We start from the raw sequence: 17,825 nt of genomic DNA on the forward strand, positions 1-17,825 counted from the left end.
CAGCGTTACACCGAAAGGCCCGCGTTTTGCGGGCCTTTTGTCTTTTTGTGGCGCCCACGAACCTGCTGATCGGCCCGCTCCATCGCCAGCAGATGCGCGCGCAACTCCAGCGCACTGGGCGTGGCGTTCGTCGCTGACTGCGCCGCCGCGGCACGCGCTCTGGCTGCTTGTTGCGTGCGCACGAACTGCGCTGCATCCGGACACTGCGCCAACGCCGCCGTCATGGCTGGATCCTCGCCCTCCTGCGCATCCGCGGTGTGCCATGGGACGACAGTGCAGACCATCAACACTCCCAGCATTCCGTAGCGCATGCAGTGCCTCACCGTGGGAGCGGCCGCACCCTGCAGCCGCTTCCGGCAGCATGCCGAAACGACAACGCCCCGCGCAAGGCGGGGCGTTGTTGGTCATGCAGCAGATGCCGGCGCTTACTTCTTCTTCGGGATATACAGGTCGGTAATGGTGCCGTCGTAGACCTCGGCGGCCATGCCGACCGATTCGCTCAGGGTCGGATGCGCGTGGATGGTGTGGCCGATGTCTTCGGCTTCGGCGCCCATCTCGATCGCAAGGCCGATCTCGGCCAGCAGGTCGCCGGCATGCACGCCGACGATGGCGCCACCGATCACGCGATGGGTCTGTTCGTCGAAGATCAGCTTGGTGAAGCCCTCGGTACGGCCGATACCGATCGCACGGCCACTGGCCGCCCACGGGAACTTGGCCACGCCGACCTTCAGGCCCTTGGCCTTGGCCTCGGTCTCGGTCACGCCGACCCAGGCGATTTCCGGGTTGGTGTAGGCGACCGACGGAATCACCCGCGCCACCCATTCCTTCTTCTCGCCGGCAGCCACTTCGGCGGCCAGCTTGCCTTCGTGCGTGGCCTTGTGCGCCAGCATCGGGTTACCGACGATGTCGCCGATGGCGAAGATATGCGGCACGTTGGTGCGCATCTGCCGATCGACCGGGATGAAGCCGCGCTCGGTGACGGTGACGCCGGCCTTGTCGGCACCGATCTTCTTGCCGTTGGGGGTACGGCCTACCGCCACCAGCACGCGGTCGTAGGCGGTGGCCTGCAAACCCGGCTTCTCGCCTTCGCTGGCCGCTTCGAACGACACCGTGATGCCGCTGGCGTCGGCCTTGACGTCGGTGGCCTTGGTCTTGAGATAGACCTCCACGCCCTGCTTCTTCAGGCGATCGGCCAGCGGCTTGACCAGGTCCTTGTCGGCGCCCGGCATCAGCTGGTCCATGAACTCGACCACGGTGACCTTGCTGCCGAGCGCGCTGTACACCGTGGCCATTTCCAGGCCGATGATGCCGCCGCCGACCACCAGCAGGGTCTTGGGGATGTCGTGCAGTTCCAGCGCGTCGGTGGAGTCCATCACGCGCTTGTCGTCCCACGGGAAGTTCGGCAGCTTCACCGCCTGCGAACCGGCGGCGATGATGCAGTGCTCGAAGCGCAGCAGCTGGGTCTTGCCGTCGTCGCCGACGATCTCCAGCTCGTTGGGCGAGACGAAGCTGGCCACGCCGGTGACGGTGCGCACCTTGCGCTGCTTGGCCATGCTGGCCAGGCCACCGGTGAGCTTGCCGACCACTTTTTCCTTGTACTCGCGCAGCTTGTCCAGGGTGATCTTGGGCTGGCCGAAGTCCACGCCGAAATCGCCGGCATGCGCCACTTCGTCGATCACCGCGGCGGCATGCAGCAGCGCCTTGGACGGGATGCAGCCGACGTTGAGGCAGACCCCGCCCAGGCTGGCATAGCGCTCGATCAGCACCGTGTCCAGGCCCAGGTCGGCGGCGCGGAACGCGGCAGTGTAGCCGCCGGGGCCGGCGCCGAGCACCACCATCTTGCATTCGATATCGGCCGGCTTGCCGCTGGCCAGCGCCGGCTTGGACGGCGCCGGTTCCGCCGGGGCGCGATGCGACGGCGTCACCGGCGGCTTGCTGCCAGGTGCGGCGGCGGCCGCTGCAGCAGCCGGCGCGGCCTTGGTATCGGCCTTGGCGGGCGCAGCCGGTGCGGCGGCCTCGCCTTCGGCTTCCAGCAGCAGCACCAGCGCACCTTCGGACAGGGTATCGCCCACCTTGACCTTGAGCTCCTTGACCACGCCGGCGGCCGAGGAAGGCACTTCCAGCGTGGCCTTGTCCGACTCCAGCGTCACCAGGCCCTGATCCTTGACCACGCTGTCGCCGACAGCGACCAGCACTTCGATGACGGGGACATCGCTGTAATCGCCGATGTCGGGAACCTTGATTTCAATGACCGCCATTTGCTTCTCCTGTGGCTCAACCGGCCGTGCCGGCAAGCGTCTGCTGGAGTTCATCCAGCGACGATTCGATTTGGGTCCAGCGCTTGTCGCGCTTGTTTTCCTTGCCTTCGCCGGCTTCGATCAGCAACGCGGCCTGCTGCAGCAGCTCGCCGGCGCAGCAGCTCGGGCGGGTGCTGGCGTCGAGCAGCGTGGTCACCGCGGTGCCGTCGTTGCCCACCGCCGGCGGCCAGCCGCGTCCGAGCGTGCTCTCGCACTCGCGTGCTGCCGCGGATGTCCACGGCAGCACGCCCAGCAGGGCGAACGTCAGCAGCACCGCTCTCACAGCAGGACGCGGCGCATGTCGGCCAGCACTTGGCTGAGGTAAGTGGTGAAGCGTGCAGCCAGCGCGCCGTCGATGACGCGGTGGTCGTAGCTCAACGACAGCGGCAGCAGCAGCTTGGGTGCGAACTCCTTGCCATTCCACACCGGCTGCATCGCCGACTTGGACACGCCCAGGATGGCAACTTCCGGCGCATTGATGATCGGCGTGAACGCCGTACCGCCGATACCGCCGAGCGAGCTGATCGAGAAGCAGCCGCCGCTCATGTCGGCCGGGCCGAGCTTGCCGTCGCGCGCCTTCTTGGCCAGCTCGCCGCTTTCCTGCGCGATCTGCAGCACGCCCTTCTTGTCGACGTCGCGGATCACCGGCACGACCAGGCCGTTCGGGGTGTCGGCGGCGAAACCGATGTTGATGTACTTCTTCAACGTCAGGTTTTCGCCGGCCGCATCCAGCGAGGCATTGAACTCGGGGAACTTCTTCAACGCGGCAGCGCTGGCCTTGACCAGGAAGGCGAGCATGGTCAGCTTGATGCCCGCCTTCTCGTTTTCCTTATTCAGCGCCACGCGCAGCGCTTCCAGGTCGGTGATGTCGGCCGATTCGAACTGGGTGACGTGCGGAATCATCGCCCAGTTGCGCGCCAGATTGGCACCGGAAATCTTCTTGATGCGCGACAGCGGCTGGGTCTCGGTCTCGCCGAACTTGCTGAAATCCACCTTCGGCCAGGCCAGCAGGTTCAGGCCATTGCCGCCACCGGCCGGCGCAGCACCGGCGGCGGGCGCGCCGCCGCTGAGTGCGGCCTTGACGAAGCGCTGCACGTCCTCACGGGTGATGCGGCCGCCCTTTTCGCTGCCCTTGAGCTGGTTCAGATCCACGCCGAGCTCGCGCGCGAACACGCGCACCACCGGGCTGGCGTAGGCCACCTTGGACGGCAGCACGCTGTCGGCGTCGAAGGTCACCGGCGGGCTGGACGGGCTGCCGGCGGACAGCTGGCCGCCCTGCGCAGGCTGCGCGGCCTCGCTGGACCGCGCGCCCTGCACCTGCGCGATCTCGCGCTGGGCCAGTTTGTCCGGCACTGCGGACACAGCGACCGGCTCGACCTTGCCGGCGGTTTCGGCGGTGTCGGTGGTGGGCTTGGCCGGGGACTGCGCCGCACCGGCGCCGCCATCGCTGGCAGCGATGATCGCCACCACATTGCCCTGCGAGAGCGTGTCGCCGACCTTGACCTTGAGTTCCTTGACCACCCCGGCGGCCGAGGACGGCACTTCCATCGTGGCCTTGTCCGATTCCAGCGTGACCAGGCTCTGGTCCTTGGCGACGGTATCGCCGACGGCGACCAGCACCTCGATCACCGGGATGTCGGTGTAATCGCCGATATCGGGCACGCGGGCCTCGATCAGGCCGCCTTCCGAGGACGCGGCAGGCGCGGCCGGTTCGGCCTTGGCGGCGGGCGCCGGCGCGGCAGCGGGCGCAGCCTTGGCCGGGGCGGCAGGAGCAGGTGCGGCGGCGGTTTCGGCACCGGCGTCGGCTACTTCGATCAGCGCGACCAGCGCGCCCTGCGACAGCGAATCGCCGACCTTGACCTTGATCTCCTTGACCACGCCGGATACCGACGAGGGCACTTCCATCGTGGCCTTGTCCGATTCCAGCGTGACCAGACTCTGGTCCTTGCTGACCGTATCGCCGACCGACACCAGCACCTCGATTACCGGGACATCGCTGTAGTCACCGATATCGGGGACAAGTGCTTCCTTGATTTCGGCCATACGGGGAACTCCGGCAACAGAATGGGGAAACCCCTATTGTGGCCGGCTGCGGGCCGCAGCGCCAACCATTGCCGTGGAAAAAGTCGCGCACCGGGCGGGATGCAGCGTTCGCAGATGCATGCGCCGGATCATTTCCACGCGCGTGGATCGACCCGCAACAGTTGCAGTGGCTCGCCCAAGGGCAAACGATACGCCAGCGCATTGTCCAGGCCGTCGAGCGCTTCGACCCGCGTGCACCGTTGCCGTGCGCGTGGCCGCAATGCAGGCGCCTGCGGCTCGCTCAGGCGCTCGATGCGCGTTTCCACCCTGCGATGACGAGCGCAGCTGCAAAACGTCTGCGCTCGCTGCCGACTGCACCGCACAGGCGATAACAGCGCCGGTCCGCTGCAGCGGCAGCCCGGCCACCGTGGCGCCGCTGGCGTGGCCGACAGCGATCCCGGCGGGCGGGCGTTTGCTGGCACTGCGCGCACGGCGCACCACGATCTAGTCCAGCGCTGTGCGCAGCGGCTGCCAGGCTGCGCACAGCCGTGGCAGCGACCACGCCGCATTGGCCGGGCTGGTGGACGGCAACGCCCACACCGGCACTATGTGCAGCGCGACTGGCAGCAGCGGCTGCACGTGGCGGCGCCATGCCTGCGCAGCGGCAGCACCGTTGCAGGCGACCGCGCGCAGCTGCGGCAGCGAGGCCAGCCGCGCCGCCAGCGGGTTGACCACGATGCTGCTGGCGACGATGGCGGTGTCCAGGCTACCGCGCCGCTCGCATTGGCCGATCACGTCCCACAGGCCGACCCCGCAGTCGGCCAGCGCCTGCAGGCGCGCCGGATACGCCAACCCGGCCTCGATACCCAGCAGCGCCTGCATCAGCGGCCAGAAACGGTTGCGCGGGTGGGCGTAGTACATCGCCGCATGTAAGGAGGCGTTGCCCGGCATGGAGCCGAGCACCAGGACACGGCAATCGTCAGGAATGTGCGCTGGAAGGCCCTGCAACAGGTCGGTTTTCGTCACGGCGATCGCATCTGCGTGAATGTCTTTTTCAGCTTGGATGTCGCAGCCACGGCCTTCTCCGGAAACTTGCTGAACAAACGAAATTTTAGCGAGTCACGGGTGGGCGTGGATTCAGATTTTCAGGAATAGCTTTGGCGCGGCCCACTCCACGGGCCTAACAAGAACACTGAGGAGACCCCCAATGCGTGCCATTTCCATCCTGAGCCTCGCTGCCGTATCCGCACTTGCGTTTGCGCCGTCTGCATTTGCACAAGACACCACCTACACCGGCGACACCTCCTCGGCTTCCAGCAGCGCCGATAGCGCTTCCGGAAAGCATTGGGCAGTGGTCGGCGGTGTTGCTCTGATCAAGCCGAAGAACGATCCGGCTCCCGGCCTGGACGTCGACGGCGGCCCGGCACCGACGCTGAGCGCCAGCTACTACATCAACGACAACTGGGCCGTTGAGCTGTGGGGCGCCGCCGACAAGTTCAATCACCGTGTCAACGCCGATGGTGTGGGCAAGATTGGCACCGTCGAGCAGCAGCCGATCGCCATCAGCGGCCAGTACCACTTCGGCCAGGCCGATAACGTGTTCCGTCCGTTCGTGGGCGTGGGCTACTACGAGTCGAACTTCAGCAACGAGAAGATCGACGCGGCGTCGGCCACCGGCCAGCACGTGGGCCTGGACACCGCCAAGGGTGTCATCGGCACCGTCGGCGTGGACATGAACATCAACTCCACCTGGTTCGCACGTGCCGACGCCCGCTACATGCGTTCGCGTCCGGAACTGCGCGTGGGCGGCCAGGGCACCGGCAGCGAGCTGGAACTGGATCCGTGGACCGTCGGCTTCGGTGTCGGCGCGCGCTTCTAAGCACACGCTGGCAAGCGACGTTGCAGTCGAACAAAAACGGGCCGCAAGGCCCGTTTTTTTATGCGTGTAAATCGCGGCGCCGCATCGATTTCGGAGCGCTGAATCGCGCGCGCGATCTATGTGCGAGCGCTGCGTGTGATGGGTAGCCCACCTGCGTCCGTGCCCATTCCATACCAGTGCGATTGCGATTGCCGGTGCCGGTGCCGGTGCCGGTGAAGCATCGACATTCGCTGACGTACGAGCGCCAGCTCAACGCCAGTAGACGCTGCCGCGCAGGCGCGCACTGCGCCAGCGCCACCACAGCAAGGTGGCATAGGCCAGCGCGTATCCGAGCAGTACGCCGGCCGCGCCCAACAGACTGGCGTGGCTGAGCCACCCTTCCGTGGGCCAGGCCGCCCCGTGCCAGGTGCTGCGCCACCCCTGCACCATGCCCGCGACCACGCGCACCACCACCAGCGCGGTCAGGGCCAGCACCAGCCACAGATTGGGCCGGTAGAACAGGCCCTGCTGGGTGCGCTCGAAGCGGGTCAGGCGCAATGCCAGCAGACCCAGGGCCAGCCCGCAGGCCCAGCCGAAGGCGGCATGGCTGATCGCGCCCGGCCAGAACGCGGCGGCGATCAATACGAAGATCACGAACACCACGGTGGAGAGGCCGGCCGAGACCAGATTGATCATCAACAGCCAGCCGCGTGCCTGCCGCCGCGCGGTGCCGACACGAAAGCGCTGCACCAGCGACAACGGCAACAGCACCGCAAATACCGCCAGGGCGATGATCACGGCCAGCGGAATGGCGAGGAGAAGTGGCATCGAATGCTCGGTGGCGGCGAAGAATGATCAGCACAACGTAGCGCGCGGTCGTCGGGTGGGCGTGGACGGCGCCCCCCAACCGGCGTGTTCGCGTGGTACACGTCGATGCCGAGCGCCGCCCGCACCCCTGCCGGTGAGCGCAGTCGTTTTGACGACCGCTCGTAAAGCGGCTAACAACACGTAGCGGGCAGTCGTCAGGTGGGTGCGAACGACACGCTCAGAACCGGAGTGCACGAGTGGTGGTACATGCCGATTCCGAGCACCGACCGCGCCCGCCTGGCGGTGAGCGCAGTGGTTTTGCTAGCCGCTCTTAGAACGCCGGCAACACCGCGCCTTTGTACTTCTGCTCGATAAACGCCTTCACTTCCGGGCTGGTCAAGACCTTGGCCAGCTTCTGCACGCGCGGATCGTCCTTGTTGTCCGGGCGCGAGACCAGGAAGTTCACGTACGGCGAGTCCTTGCTTTCGATCGCCAGCGCGTCGCGGGTCGGGTTGAGGCCGGCGTCGAGCGCGTAGTTGGTGTTGATCAGCGCCAGATCGACCTGGTCGAGCACGCGCGGCAGCATCGCCGAGTCGAGCTCGCGGAACTTCAACTGCCTGGGGTTCTCGACGATGTCGCGCTGGCTGGACAGCGCATTGCTCGGGTCCTTGAGTTTGATCACGCCCGCCTTGTCGAGCAGGATCAGCGCGCGGCTGTTGTTGCTCGGGTCGTTGGGAAGCACCACATCGGCGCCGTTGGGCAGTTCGGCCAATGCCTTGAACCGGCGCGAGTACGCGCCGAACGGTTCGATATGCACGCCGACCACGGTCACCAGCTGGCTCTTGCGGTCGCGGTTGTAGGCGTCCAGATACGGCTCGGTCTGGAAATAATTGACGTCGATCTGCTTCTGCACGACCTGGTCGTTGGGCTGTACGTAGTCGTTGAACACGCGCACGTCCAGCTTGACGCCCTGCTTGGCCAGCAGCGGTTCGACCACCTCCAGGATCTCGGCATGCGGCACCGCAGTGGCGGCCACCGTCAGCGTGTCGCCGCCGCTACTGCCACCGCTACCGCCACAGGAGGCCAACGCCAGCGTGGCCGCAGCCAGGAGGGAACGAAACGCGAATGTGCTCATGTAGGGGTCCGTGGGAGGAGGAATGCGGCACCGCCGCAAGAGGTAAACCTAGCAGACCGCGGGTGCAGCGGCGATTCGCAAGCCCATGTGGCGTGCGTGGCCCTGCGCACCACCCGGCACCCGGCCGCAGTCGACCTCAGCGCCGGCTGTAGCGCGCCACCAGCCAGTCACCCAGCATCTGCAGCAGCTGCACCAGCACCAGCAGGGCGATCACGGTGATCAGCGCGACATCCGAATGCGAGCGCAGATAGCCCTCGCGATACGCGACATCGCCCAGCCCACCGGAGCCGATCGCACCGCCCATCGCGGTGAAACCGATCAGCGCGATGGTGGTCACGGTGGCGCCGGCGATCAGGCCAGGGCGCGCTTCTGGCAGCAGCACGCGCACCACCAGCTGGCGGGTGGTGGCGCCCATCGCCTGGCTGGCTTCGATGATCCCGCGGTCCACTTCGCGCAAGGCGGTTTCCACCAGCCGCGCGTAGAACGGCGCGGCGCCGACCACCAGCGGCAGGATCGCGCCGCGCACGCCCAGCGAGGTGCCCATCAGCATCAGCGTGAGCGGAATCATCGCGATCATCAGGATGATGAAGGGCACCGAGCGCAGCAGGTTGATCAGTGCCGCGAGCGCGCCGTACAGCACCGGGCGGCGGCGCAGCTGCGGGGCACCGCACAGGAACAGCGCAACGCCCAGCGGCAGGCCGATCAGCAGCGTCAGCGGCAGCGCGCCGGCGAGCATCAGCAAGGTATCGAGCGTGGCCTGGCCGATGTCGCCCCACTTGGCGGCATCGAGATTGCGGAAAAAACCGCTCGTCGTGGCGATCGACAGATTCATACGCGCAGATCCTCCACTTGCACGCCAGCGGCGACGAAGCCGGCGCGTGCCGCGTTATGGTCGCCGCCGGTCAGTGCGACGATGAGCTGGCCATACGGGGTGTCCTTGATGCGGTCCACGCGCCCGGACAGGATGTTGTAGTCCACCCCGGTCTCGCGGGCGATGCGGCCAAGCACCGGTTCGTAGGTGCCGTCGCCCAGAAAGGTCAGCCGCACGATGCGCCCGCCCACCGCAGCGAAGTCGCGATGCAGCTCGGCTTCGTCCATGTGTTCGGCCTCGGACACGAAGCGCCGGGTGGTGGCGTGCTGCGGGTGCAGGAACACCTCGGTCACCGGGCCGGTTTCCACCAGCTTGCCGGCATCCAGCACCGCGACGCGGTCGCAGACCCGGCGGATCACCTCCATCTCGTGGGTGATCAGCACGATGGTCAGGCCCAGCTCGCGGTTGATCTGCGCCAGCAGCTGCAGCACCGAGGCGGTGGTCTGCGGGTCCAGCGCGCTGGTGGCCTCGTCGCACAGCAGGATCTGCGGCCGGGTGGCCAGCGCGCGCGCAATGCCCACGCGCTGCTTCTGCCCGCCGGACAACTGCGCCGGATACTTGCTGGCGTGCTGCTCCAGCCCGACCCGTGCCAGCAGCTCGGCCACGCGCGCATCGACTTCGACGCGCGGAGTGCCGGCCAGTTCCAGCGGGAACGCCACATTGCCGGCCACGGTGCGCGAGGACAGCAGGTTGAAGTGCTGGAAGATCATCCCGACACGCCGGCGCAGCGCGCGCAGACCGTGGCTGTCCAGCGCGGTGACGTCCTCATCGCCGATCAGCAGCCGCCCGCCGCTGGGTTCTTCCAGCCGGTTGATCAGCCGGATCAGCGTCGATTTGCCGGCGCCGGAATGGCCGATGATGCCGAACACCTCGCCGGGGCGGATCCGCAGATCGAGTGGATGCAGCGCCACGATCTGGCGACCGTCAACGGAATAAGACTTGTGCAGGCGCTGAAACTGGATCACCGCGCGTGGCCGATTGGGGGGCCGTGAAGCCTACCAGTCAATGTTTGTGGACGATATTCCATTGAGTTCTAAGGTGGGGATTTGGGAGTGGGGATTGGGGATTCGTTAGAGCAACGGCAAGGCGCCCTGACTTTTGCGAATCCCGAATCTCCAATCCCGACTCTCTAATCACGGCTTATCCAACGCCGGCGGGCGATCCGCCTGCCGTCTCCGCTCCCGCCGCAGCAAATACAGCCCGCTGGCGACGATGATGCCGGCGCCGGTCCAGGTCCAGCCATCGGGCAGGGTCCGCCACAGCAGCCAGTCCCAGCCGATCACCCAGACCAGGCCGGTGTATTCCAGCGGCGCGATCATCGACGCCTCGCCGCGCAGGAAGGCCTGGGTCAGCGCGATCTGCCCCAGCGCCCCGGCCAGGCCCATGCCGGCGATCAGCCAGGCGTGCTCGCCCCGCAGCGACACCCAGTCGGAAATGGCCAGCACGCCGGCACCGATCGCCATGAACAGCAGAAACCACACCACCATCGCCTGCGGGGTGTCGGTGCGGGTCAGCAGACTCACGCTGATGGCCGCGATGGCATAGGCGGTGGCCGCCAGCAGCACCATCAACCCGGGCAGCGAGATCAGCCCGTCCACGCCCGGGCGCAGCACCACGATCACCCCCACCAGGCCAATACCAATCGCCGTCCAGCGCCGTGGCCCGACCCGCTCGCCCAGCAACGGTACCGACAGCGCCGCCACCAGCAACGGGGCGACGAAATACAACGTGTAGGCGGTGGATAACGGCATGCGCTTCAGGCCGTAGACGAAGCAGCCGATCATCACCATGCCCAGCGCCCCGCGCAGCAGGTGCAGGCCCCAGCGCACCGGCACGATCGAGCGCGGGCCGGCGGTGGCCAGCACCCACACCAGCACGAACGGCAGCGACGCGGCGCCACGCAGCAAGGTGACCTGTAGCGGCGGGTAATGCGCCGACAGCAGCTTCATTCCCGCATCCATCAGCGAGAAGCAGGCCACGGCGGCCACCATCCAGGCGATGGCGGGAAGCGGAGAGCGGGTGGTGGGCATGGACCATTATCGCTGCGCTTGCGCGCAGACTGCCAGCCGTGTGTCGACAGGGGCGAGGACGCGATGCCCTAGAATGGCGGCTGTTTATAGAGAGCAGGAGCTTTGCATGCCTTCCTTCGACGTGGTGTCCGAAGTCGACAAGCACGAACTGACCAATGCGGTGGACCAGGCCAATCGCGAGCTGGATACACGCTTCGATTTCAAGGGCGTGGAGGCCAGGTTCGAGCTGGAGGACGGCAAGGCGATCAACCAGTCCGCACCCAGCGATTTCCAGGTCAAGCAGATGACCGACATCCTGCGCGCGCGCCTGCTGGCACGCGGCATCGACGTGCGCTGCCTGGAGTTCGGCGACATGGAGACCAACCTGGCCGGTGCGCGCCAGAAGGTCACCGTCAAGCAGGGCATCGAGCAGAAACAGGCCAAGCAGTTGGTCGCCAAGTTGAAGGAAGCCAAGCTCAAGGTCGAAGCGCAGATCAATGGCGACAAGCTGCGCGTGAGCGGCAAGAAGCGCGACGATCTGCAGGACGCGATGGCGCTGCTGAAGAAGGCCGATTTCGAGCTGCCGCTGCAGTTCGACAACTTCCGCGACTGAGCCGGGTTTGCCCGCCCCGGCGGGCGGCGCCAGCGCGCGCAGCTTGGCGTCAAGGCGACGGCGGCGCGCGCAGCGCGGGCTCATTGGCCGATGCGCAGGATCGGCTTGAGAGTAATGCCCCGGATGCTGTCCTCGGCGGCCTGGTTGATCTGATCCAGCGGGTAGAACCTGACCAGCCGGTCGAACGGGAAGCGCCCCTGCTGGTAGAGCTGCACCAACTGCGGGATGAACACCTGCGGCACGCTGTCGCCTTCGACGATGCCGCGGATGCTGCGCCCGCCCAGCAGCAGGTTGTTGACGTCGAATTCGGCCTTGGTGCCCAGCTTGGGCGCGCCGACCACGCCGATCGTGCCCAGTCCCCCCAGGGCCTCGATGCCCTGCCCCAGAACCTCGGGACGGCCGGTGGATTCCAGGGCGAAGTCGGCGCCGCCGCCGGTGATTTGGCGGACCGTTTCGATGACATCCACTTCGCGGCTGTTGATGGTGTGGGTGGCACCGAGTTCCTTGGCCAGCTCCAGTCGCGAAGGCACCACGTCGATGGCGACGATGGTCGTGGCGCCGACGATGCGCGCGGCCATCACCGCGCTTAGGCCGACCGCGCCCGCGCCGTAGCTGGCGAAGCTGCTGCCGGGGCGGACCTTGAGCGAATTGATCACCGCGCCGGCGCCGGTCTGGATACCGCAGCCCAGCGGGCCTAGCAGTTCCAGCGGCGCGTCGGCCGGCACCTTGATCGCATTGTTCTCGCGGCTGATCGCGTAGGTGGCGAACGAGGACTGGGCGAAGAAGTGGTCGTGCAGCGGCTGGCCCTGGGCATCCTGAATCGCGGTGTCGCCGTGCGCATCGCCGCCACCGAAGTTGAGCGGATAGAAGTCCTTGCAGTAGGCCTCGTGGCCGCTGCTGCAGGGATTGCAATGCCCGCAGGCGCCATAAGTCAGCACCACGTGATCGCCGACCTTCAGGGCCTTGACGCCGGGGCCGAGCGCCTCGACCACGCCGGCGCCTTCATGGCCCAGGACCGCCGGCAGCGGCACCGGGTAGTACTGGTCGCGCACGATTAGGTCGGTATGACACAGGCCCGTGGCCACGATCTTGACCAGTACCTCGTCACCCCGGGGCTCGCGTAGGCGGGCCTGCTCGATGGTGAAGGGCTGCTCGGGGGCGCGTGCGACGGCCACGGTGATGTCACGCAGCGGTGCATTCATAGATAGACTCCCTGGTAGAAGGTTTTCAAAGCGGATAGGCAGGTGCCTGGCCCTTGACGGTCAACCACTGCCACTGGGTGAACTCCTCCCAGTTGGCCGGTCCGCCGATGCTGGTGCCGTTGCCGGAGGCGCCGACGCCGCCGAACGGATTGATGACCTCGTCGTTGACGGTCTGGTCGTTGATGTGCAGCAGGCCGGTGCGCAGTTGCTCACCCAGCTTCAGCGCCCGGCCGACGTCGGAGGACAGCACGGCCATCGACAGGCCGTACTCGGTGTCGTTGGCGAGCGCGATGGCGTCTTCGTCGGTGTCGAACGGCACCACGACCGCCACCGGCCCGAAGATCTCCTCGTTGAAGGCCGGATTGCCTCGGTCCACGCCGCTGAGCACGGTGGGCTTGAAGAACAGGCCCTCATAGTCGCCGCCGGCCTCGACAGTGGCCCCGGCCGCACGGGCATCGGCCACGGCCCTGGCAACATGGTCGCGCTGGGCCGCGTTGATGAGCGGTCCCAGATGCACCTGCGCGGTGGCCGGATCGCCGACCACCATCGACTTGGCCTTGGCCACGAGCCTGGCCAGGAACGCGTCGTAGATGCCGCGCTGGACCAGCACGCGCCCGGAGGACATGCAGATCTGGCCCTGATGCAGGTACACGCCCCAGGTGGTGTTGGCGATCGCAAGATCCAGGTCGGCATCGTCCAGCACGATCAGCGAGTTCTTTCCGCCCAGCTCGAGCGAGACCTTCTTCAGGTGCTTGCCGGCGGCCTCGCCCACCTTGCGCCCGGCCGCGGTCGAGCCGGTGAACTGGATCATCGCCACGTTCGGGTCGGCGGTAAGCGCCGCGCCGGCCGCGCCATCGCCGGGCAGCACATGCAGTACGCCGGCCGGCAGTCCGGCGAGCTCGAACAAGCGCGCGATCACCAGGCCCCCGCACACCGCGGTGCGCGGATCGGGCTTGAGCACCACCGCATTGCCCAGCGCCAACGCCGGGGCGACCGCGCGCATGGCCAGGTACAGCGGGAAATTGAACGGCGAGATCACGCCGACCACGCCGAGCGGCTTGCGCCGGGCCAAGCTCAGCCGGCCCGGCGTGGACGGCAGCACCTCGCCGGTGGCGCGCGAGGGCAGCGCTGCGGCCTCGTGCAGGGACTTGACGGTGATCGTCGTTTCGAAGCCGGCCTTGGGCTGGGTCGAGCCGCTTTCGCGCACGAGCCACTCGACGATCTGCGGGGTGTACTGCTCGGCCAGCTGCGCGGCCTTGCGCAGCACCAGCGCGCGCGCCTCGTACGGCGCCGCGGCCCAGGCCTGCTGCGCGGCACGCGCGGCGGCGGCACTGACGCCGATCTGGGCCGCGTTGGCCAGGCCGAGCCGACCCAGGACCTGTCCGGTGGCCGGCTCGACCACGTCGGCGCCCGCCTGACCGGCTTGCCAGTGGCCGGTGAACACCTGACCATGCCAGAAGTCGCCCTGCAGAAATACGTCTACGTTGTCGCTCATCGTGTTTTCTCCTTTCGGATTCAGTGGGTGGCGCGCCGCCAGGCCGGCGGCGCGCGGATCAGGCGAGATGGCCGCGCAGGAACGCACCGGCGTGGGTGAACGCCTCGCGAGCGGCCTGCAGCACGCCGGCCATCTCGAGGAAGCCATGCACCATGCCCGGCACCTCGATGTACTCCACCGGCACGCCGGCCTGGCGCAGCGCCGCGGCATACAGGTACGCGTCGTCGCGCAGTACATCGCATTGCCCGGCGAACACCAGCGCCGGCGGCAGTCCCTGGAGATCGGCCGCGCGCAGCGGTGAAACCCGCGGGTCCAGGGTGTCGCAGCCGGCCGGGACGAACGGATCGGACAGCGCGTGCATCAGCTCGAGCGTGAGCGGCGGCACCGCGCCGTTCTCGCGCCGCGATGGGAACTGCGCGGAGGCCGGGGACAGGTCGGTGGACGGATAGAACAGCACCTGCGCGCGCAAGGCGACCTTGCCGCGCAACTGCTGGGTCGCCACCGCGCTCAGGCTGCCGCCGGCGCTGTCGCCGGCCACCGCCAGCCGCGCCGGGTCCAGCCCCAGCGCGCCGGCCTGCGCGGCCAGCCACGCGATCGCGGCAACCACGTCGTCCGGGCCGGCTGGCGCCGGATGCTCCGGCGCCAGCCGGTAGTCCACCGCCACCACCGCGCAGCCCGCCGCGTGCAGCAGTCGCCGGCAGACCTTGTCATGGCTATCCAGGTCGCCCACCGTCCAGCCGCCGCCGTGCAGGTACACGGTGGCCGCATGCGGCGCCTGCCCGCCCTCGGGCAGGTACAGGCGCAACGGGATCGGGCCGGCCGGGCCGGCGGCGGCCAGCTCGCGCACGCTGCCGACCGGCAGTGGATCGCCGCCCAGCATCGCGCCGATCTGCTTGTAGGCCTGGCGCAGGGCCGGGATCGGCAACGATGCCAGGGGCGGATCGCCGCCGGCGGCGATCCGTGCCAGCACGGCCTGAACCTGCGGGCTCAGGCGGCCAGGATCGAAAGGGGTGATCTGCATGTTCGCGTGCTCCATCTGTAGTGCTGTGTAGTGTCGTCATCGACGTGCCTAAGACCGTTCGGCGCCGGCAGCCATCGCGGGACGCCGTAACCGCACACGGGCCCGGCACGGGCGGGGGCTCGCCCTGGCCGTGGGGCCAGCGCGGATCGGGATCGCTGCGATCGGAGACGAAGGCGACCACGTTGATCAGACGCCACTGCTTGACCGGGAAGGTCAGGATGTGGGCATCCAGGCCCAGGATCATCTGCGGCGCCTCGACCAAATGCGTGTCCACGCCGGCGGCGGCGAACGCACGGCGCAGGCGCTCGCTCTCGATCATGCCACGCTAGGCATAGGGGCCGGTGAAGCGCGGCGCGACCGGCGCATGGCCCCGTTGCCGCAGCACCGCTCCACGCAGGGTCGACTTGATCCCGCCGGAGGCGATCAGCAGATCGGCCTGGGAATCGCTGCCATCGGCGAAATGCACGCGTGCGCCTTCGCCCCCCTGCTCCACGCCGACCGCGCTTGTCGAAGGACGTCGTGCCCAGCGGCACAGGCCCACGCCGACGGCCAGCAGCCACGCAGGCCGCAATCGTGAACAGGCATGGTGAGCCGTGACTCGTCGCTTCTTCTTGAAGTGCATGTCCGGCCCCTCCGCCGAATGAATTTCGTCGAAACATGCTGGGTGCAGTGCAGGTTCAGCCGGTGTCGCCTCCCGCCACCGGCAGCACCGAACCGGTGATGTAGGACGCCTCGTCGGAGGCGAGGAACAGAATCGGTGCGACCTGCTCGTCGATAGTCCCGTAGCGCTTGAGCAGGCTGGACTGCGTGACCTGCTCGACCACCTGCGCCATCCATGTCTGTTCTTCCGGCGTTTCGCCCTGCGCGTTCCGCGGCACCCGGCGCGGCGGCGCCTCGGTGCCGCCGGGCGCGGTCGCGACCACGCGGATGTTGCGGTCGGCGTATTCCATCGCCAGCGACTGGGTGAGCGCGTTGACGCCGCCCTTGGCCGCCGAGTAGGGCGCCCGGTGGATGCCGCGGGTGGCGTTGGAGGAGACGTTGACGATGGTGCCGCCGCCGCGCTCGAGCAGGTGCGGCAGCACCGCATGGCAGGCGTAGAGCGTCGGCATCAGCGAGCGGCGGATTTCCGCGTCGATCTGCGCCGGCTCGAACGCGGCGTAGGGACGCATGCGGATCGCGCCGCCGACGTTGTTGATCAGGATGTCGATGCCGCCGAAGGTCTCGGCGGCGTGGGCCATCGCCGCCACCGCGCCGGCGTGGCGCTCCAGGTCGGCGTTGAAGGCTGCCGCCTCGCCCTGCGCCTGGGCCGCCACCTCGGCCACGAACTCGGCGCGATCCACCAGCAGCACGCGTCCGCCTTCGGCGGCTGCGCGCAGCGCCACCGACCGGCCAATGCCCTGTGCCGCCCCCGTCACCACCAGCACCTTGCCGGCGAAGCGTCCGCGGCTCATGCGGCCTCGTCCTGCGCCGGCGCGTTGGGGGTGAACTTTTCGTAGTGGAAGCTGGCCGGGGTGATGCCGGCCTGCTCGAAGTGGCGGCGCACCGCATCGACCATCGGCGGCGGGCCGCACAGGTACACGTCCACGTCGCCGCCATGCAGCGCCTCGGCCGGCAGGTGCCCGGTGACCCAGCCCTTGCGCGGATGGCGGCTGTCCGGGTCGGCCACCACCGTGGTGAAGCCGAAATCCGGTAGCGTGTCGGCATAGTGCTGCAAGCGCTCGACCAGGACCAGGTCGCTGTCGCGGGTCACGCCGTAGACCAGGTGCACCGGCTGGGCGGCACCGCTGCGCGCCAGCACCTCCAGCATCGACAGGAACGGCGCCAGCCCGGTGCCGCCGGCCAGCAGCAGCAACGGCCGCCGCAACGGCCGCAGGTAGAAGCTGCCCAGCGGCCCGGTCAGCTGCAGGGTCTGGCCCGGTGCGGCCGTCCCCAGCCAGCCGCTCATCACCCCGCCGGGTATGCGCTTGATCAGAAAGCCGATGCGCCGCTCTCCCGGTGCGCTGCTGAAGCTGTAGGCGCGGGCCTGGCCGCTGCCCGGGATGTCCAGATTGACGTACTGCCCCGGCAGGAACACCGGCGTGTCGCCGGCCACGTCCAGTTCCAGCACGACCGCTGCGTCCTGATGCGGCTGTACCGACGCCACGGTCGCAGAGAAGGTCGACTGCCCGGTCTTGCATACGGACGAGGCGGCCGGCACGGCGATCACGCAGTCGCTGGACGGCACCATCTGGCAGGTCAGAACCATGCCCGCGTTCTTCTCGTCCTCGCTCAGGGCCTCCTCGATGTAATCGTCGCCCAGGTCGTAACGCCCGCTCTCGGCGCGGCACTTGCAGGTGCCGCAGACACCGTCGGAGCAGTCCATCGGCAGGTTGATCTTGCTGCGATAGGCGGCATCGAGGACCTTCTCCCCGTCCTTGCATTCGATGAAGCGGGTCACCCCGTCCTCGAAGTTCAATGCGATGCGGTATGTCATGGGGAACCTCCCGGTGGCGGGG

At 68.0% G+C, this 17,825-nt stretch carries 18 protein-coding genes, 2 other RNA genes and 1 pseudogene; 2 read left to right on the top strand and 19 right to left on the bottom strand.

What is annotated here, in order from left to right; genetic code table 11:
* Positions 1-5 precede the first annotated feature (5 nt).
* From XaplCFBP3123_RS17190 to XaplCFBP3123_RS17215, 6 genes and pseudogenes are all read right to left on the bottom strand, one after another.
* On the bottom strand, positions 6-311 hold the full coding sequence (locus XaplCFBP3123_RS17190; RefSeq protein ID WP_146091373.1) for a hypothetical protein: 306 nt from the start codon (positions 309-311) through the stop codon (positions 6-8).
* A 114-nt stretch (positions 312-425) separates the two neighbouring features.
* Positions 426-2,258: a dihydrolipoyl dehydrogenase gene (gene lpdA / locus XaplCFBP3123_RS17195; RefSeq protein WP_104535129.1), complete on the bottom strand. Its 1,833-nt coding sequence runs from the start codon at positions 2,256-2,258 to the stop codon at positions 426-428.
* A 16-nt stretch (positions 2,259-2,274) separates the two neighbouring features.
* Positions 2,275-2,580, bottom strand: coding sequence for a hypothetical protein (locus XaplCFBP3123_RS17200; protein WP_104535130.1), 306 nt, complete (start codon positions 2,578-2,580; stop codon positions 2,275-2,277).
* Positions 2,577-4,340, bottom strand: coding sequence for a dihydrolipoyllysine-residue acetyltransferase (locus tag XaplCFBP3123_RS17205; RefSeq protein WP_104535131.1), 1,764 nt, complete (start codon positions 4,338-4,340; stop codon positions 2,577-2,579). The genes XaplCFBP3123_RS17200 and XaplCFBP3123_RS17205 overlap by 4 nt, the downstream gene beginning before the upstream one ends.
* Before the next feature lie 128 nt (positions 4,341-4,468).
* Positions 4,469-4,823, bottom strand: a pseudogene (locus XaplCFBP3123_RS17210) (hypothetical protein); the annotation flags it as partial.
* On the bottom strand, positions 4,824-5,384 hold the full coding sequence (locus tag XaplCFBP3123_RS17215; RefSeq protein ID WP_104535132.1) for a DNA-deoxyinosine glycosylase: 561 nt from the start codon (positions 5,382-5,384) through the stop codon (positions 4,824-4,826).
* Positions 5,385-5,526: 142 nt separating this feature from the next.
* On the opposite strand from XaplCFBP3123_RS17215, the gene XaplCFBP3123_RS17220 reads away from it, so the two are divergent.
* Complete coding sequence (locus tag XaplCFBP3123_RS17220; RefSeq protein ID WP_104535133.1) at positions 5,527-6,198, top strand: OmpW/AlkL family protein; 672 nt, start codon at positions 5,527-5,529, stop codon at positions 6,196-6,198.
* 249 nt (positions 6,199-6,447) lie between these two features.
* On the opposite strand, the gene XaplCFBP3123_RS17225 is transcribed toward XaplCFBP3123_RS17220, so the two are convergent.
* The 7 genes from XaplCFBP3123_RS17225 to XaplCFBP3123_RS17255 form a co-directional block, all read right to left on the bottom strand.
* The gene (locus tag XaplCFBP3123_RS17225; RefSeq protein WP_104535134.1) at positions 6,448-7,005 is read right to left on the bottom strand and encodes a DUF1453 family protein; all 558 of its coding nucleotides are present in this window, start codon (positions 7,003-7,005) and stop codon (positions 6,448-6,450) included.
* A 25-nt stretch (positions 7,006-7,030) separates the two neighbouring features.
* Positions 7,031-7,106, bottom strand: a non-coding RNA gene (locus tag XaplCFBP3123_RS17230) — sX9 sRNA.
* A gap of 67 nt (positions 7,107-7,173) precedes the next feature.
* Positions 7,174-7,253, bottom strand: a non-coding RNA gene (locus XaplCFBP3123_RS17235) — sX9 sRNA.
* A 62-nt stretch (positions 7,254-7,315) separates the two neighbouring features.
* Positions 7,316-8,119: a MetQ/NlpA family ABC transporter substrate-binding protein gene (locus XaplCFBP3123_RS17240; protein WP_104535135.1), complete on the bottom strand. Its 804-nt coding sequence runs from the start codon at positions 8,117-8,119 to the stop codon at positions 7,316-7,318.
* Between the two features lie 136 nt (positions 8,120-8,255).
* Positions 8,256-8,951: a methionine ABC transporter permease gene (locus XaplCFBP3123_RS17245; protein WP_104535136.1), complete on the bottom strand. Its 696-nt coding sequence runs from the start codon at positions 8,949-8,951 to the stop codon at positions 8,256-8,258.
* Complete coding sequence (locus XaplCFBP3123_RS17250; RefSeq protein WP_104535137.1) at positions 8,948-9,955, bottom strand: methionine ABC transporter ATP-binding protein; 1,008 nt, start codon at positions 9,953-9,955, stop codon at positions 8,948-8,950. Before XaplCFBP3123_RS17250 ends, XaplCFBP3123_RS17245 begins: the two co-directional genes overlap by 4 nt.
* A 168-nt stretch (positions 9,956-10,123) precedes the next feature.
* Positions 10,124-11,020 carry a DMT family transporter gene (locus tag XaplCFBP3123_RS17255; RefSeq protein ID WP_104535138.1) on the bottom strand — a complete coding sequence of 299 codons (897 nt, stop codon included), beginning with the start codon at positions 11,018-11,020 and terminating at the stop codon, positions 10,124-10,126.
* A 106-nt stretch (positions 11,021-11,126) separates the two neighbouring features.
* On the opposite strand from XaplCFBP3123_RS17255, the gene XaplCFBP3123_RS17260 reads away from it, so the two are divergent.
* Positions 11,127-11,612: a YajQ family cyclic di-GMP-binding protein gene (locus XaplCFBP3123_RS17260; protein ID WP_016903460.1), complete on the top strand. Its 486-nt coding sequence runs from the start codon at positions 11,127-11,129 to the stop codon at positions 11,610-11,612.
* Positions 11,613-11,692: 80 nt separating this feature from the next.
* Here XaplCFBP3123_RS17260 and XaplCFBP3123_RS17265 read toward each other — a convergent pair whose 3' ends face one another.
* From XaplCFBP3123_RS17265 to benC, 6 genes are all read right to left on the bottom strand, one after another.
* Positions 11,693-12,814: an NAD(P)-dependent alcohol dehydrogenase gene (locus XaplCFBP3123_RS17265; protein WP_104535139.1), complete on the bottom strand. Its 1,122-nt coding sequence runs from the start codon at positions 12,812-12,814 to the stop codon at positions 11,693-11,695.
* 25 nt (positions 12,815-12,839) lie between these two features.
* On the bottom strand, positions 12,840-14,309 hold the full coding sequence (locus tag XaplCFBP3123_RS17270; RefSeq protein WP_104535140.1) for a benzaldehyde dehydrogenase: 1,470 nt from the start codon (positions 14,307-14,309) through the stop codon (positions 12,840-12,842).
* Positions 14,310-14,367: 58 nt separating this feature from the next.
* Positions 14,368-15,330 carry an alpha/beta hydrolase gene (locus XaplCFBP3123_RS17275; RefSeq protein ID WP_104535276.1) on the bottom strand — a complete coding sequence of 321 codons (963 nt, stop codon included), beginning with the start codon at positions 15,328-15,330 and terminating at the stop codon, positions 14,368-14,370.
* Between the two features lie 325 nt (positions 15,331-15,655).
* A complete protein-coding gene (locus XaplCFBP3123_RS17280; RefSeq protein ID WP_146091374.1) occupies positions 15,656-15,952 on the bottom strand; it encodes a hypothetical protein in 297 nt (98 codons plus the stop codon).
* A 55-nt stretch (positions 15,953-16,007) separates the two neighbouring features.
* Positions 16,008-16,781 (bottom strand): benzoate diol dehydrogenase BenD, encoded by a 774-nt coding sequence (gene benD, locus XaplCFBP3123_RS17285; protein ID WP_104535142.1) that lies wholly within the window; start codon positions 16,779-16,781, stop codon positions 16,008-16,010.
* Positions 16,778-17,803, bottom strand: a complete 1,026-nt coding sequence (gene benC, locus XaplCFBP3123_RS17290; RefSeq protein ID WP_104535143.1) for a benzoate 1,2-dioxygenase electron transfer component BenC — start codon at positions 17,801-17,803, stop codon at positions 16,778-16,780. The genes benD and benC overlap by 4 nt, the downstream gene beginning before the upstream one ends.
* Positions 17,804-17,825: the final 22 nt, after the last annotated feature.

Source organism: Xanthomonas arboricola pv. populi (assembly GCF_002939945.1).
Taxonomy (GTDB): domain Bacteria; phylum Pseudomonadota; class Gammaproteobacteria; order Xanthomonadales; family Xanthomonadaceae; genus Xanthomonas; species Xanthomonas arboricola_A.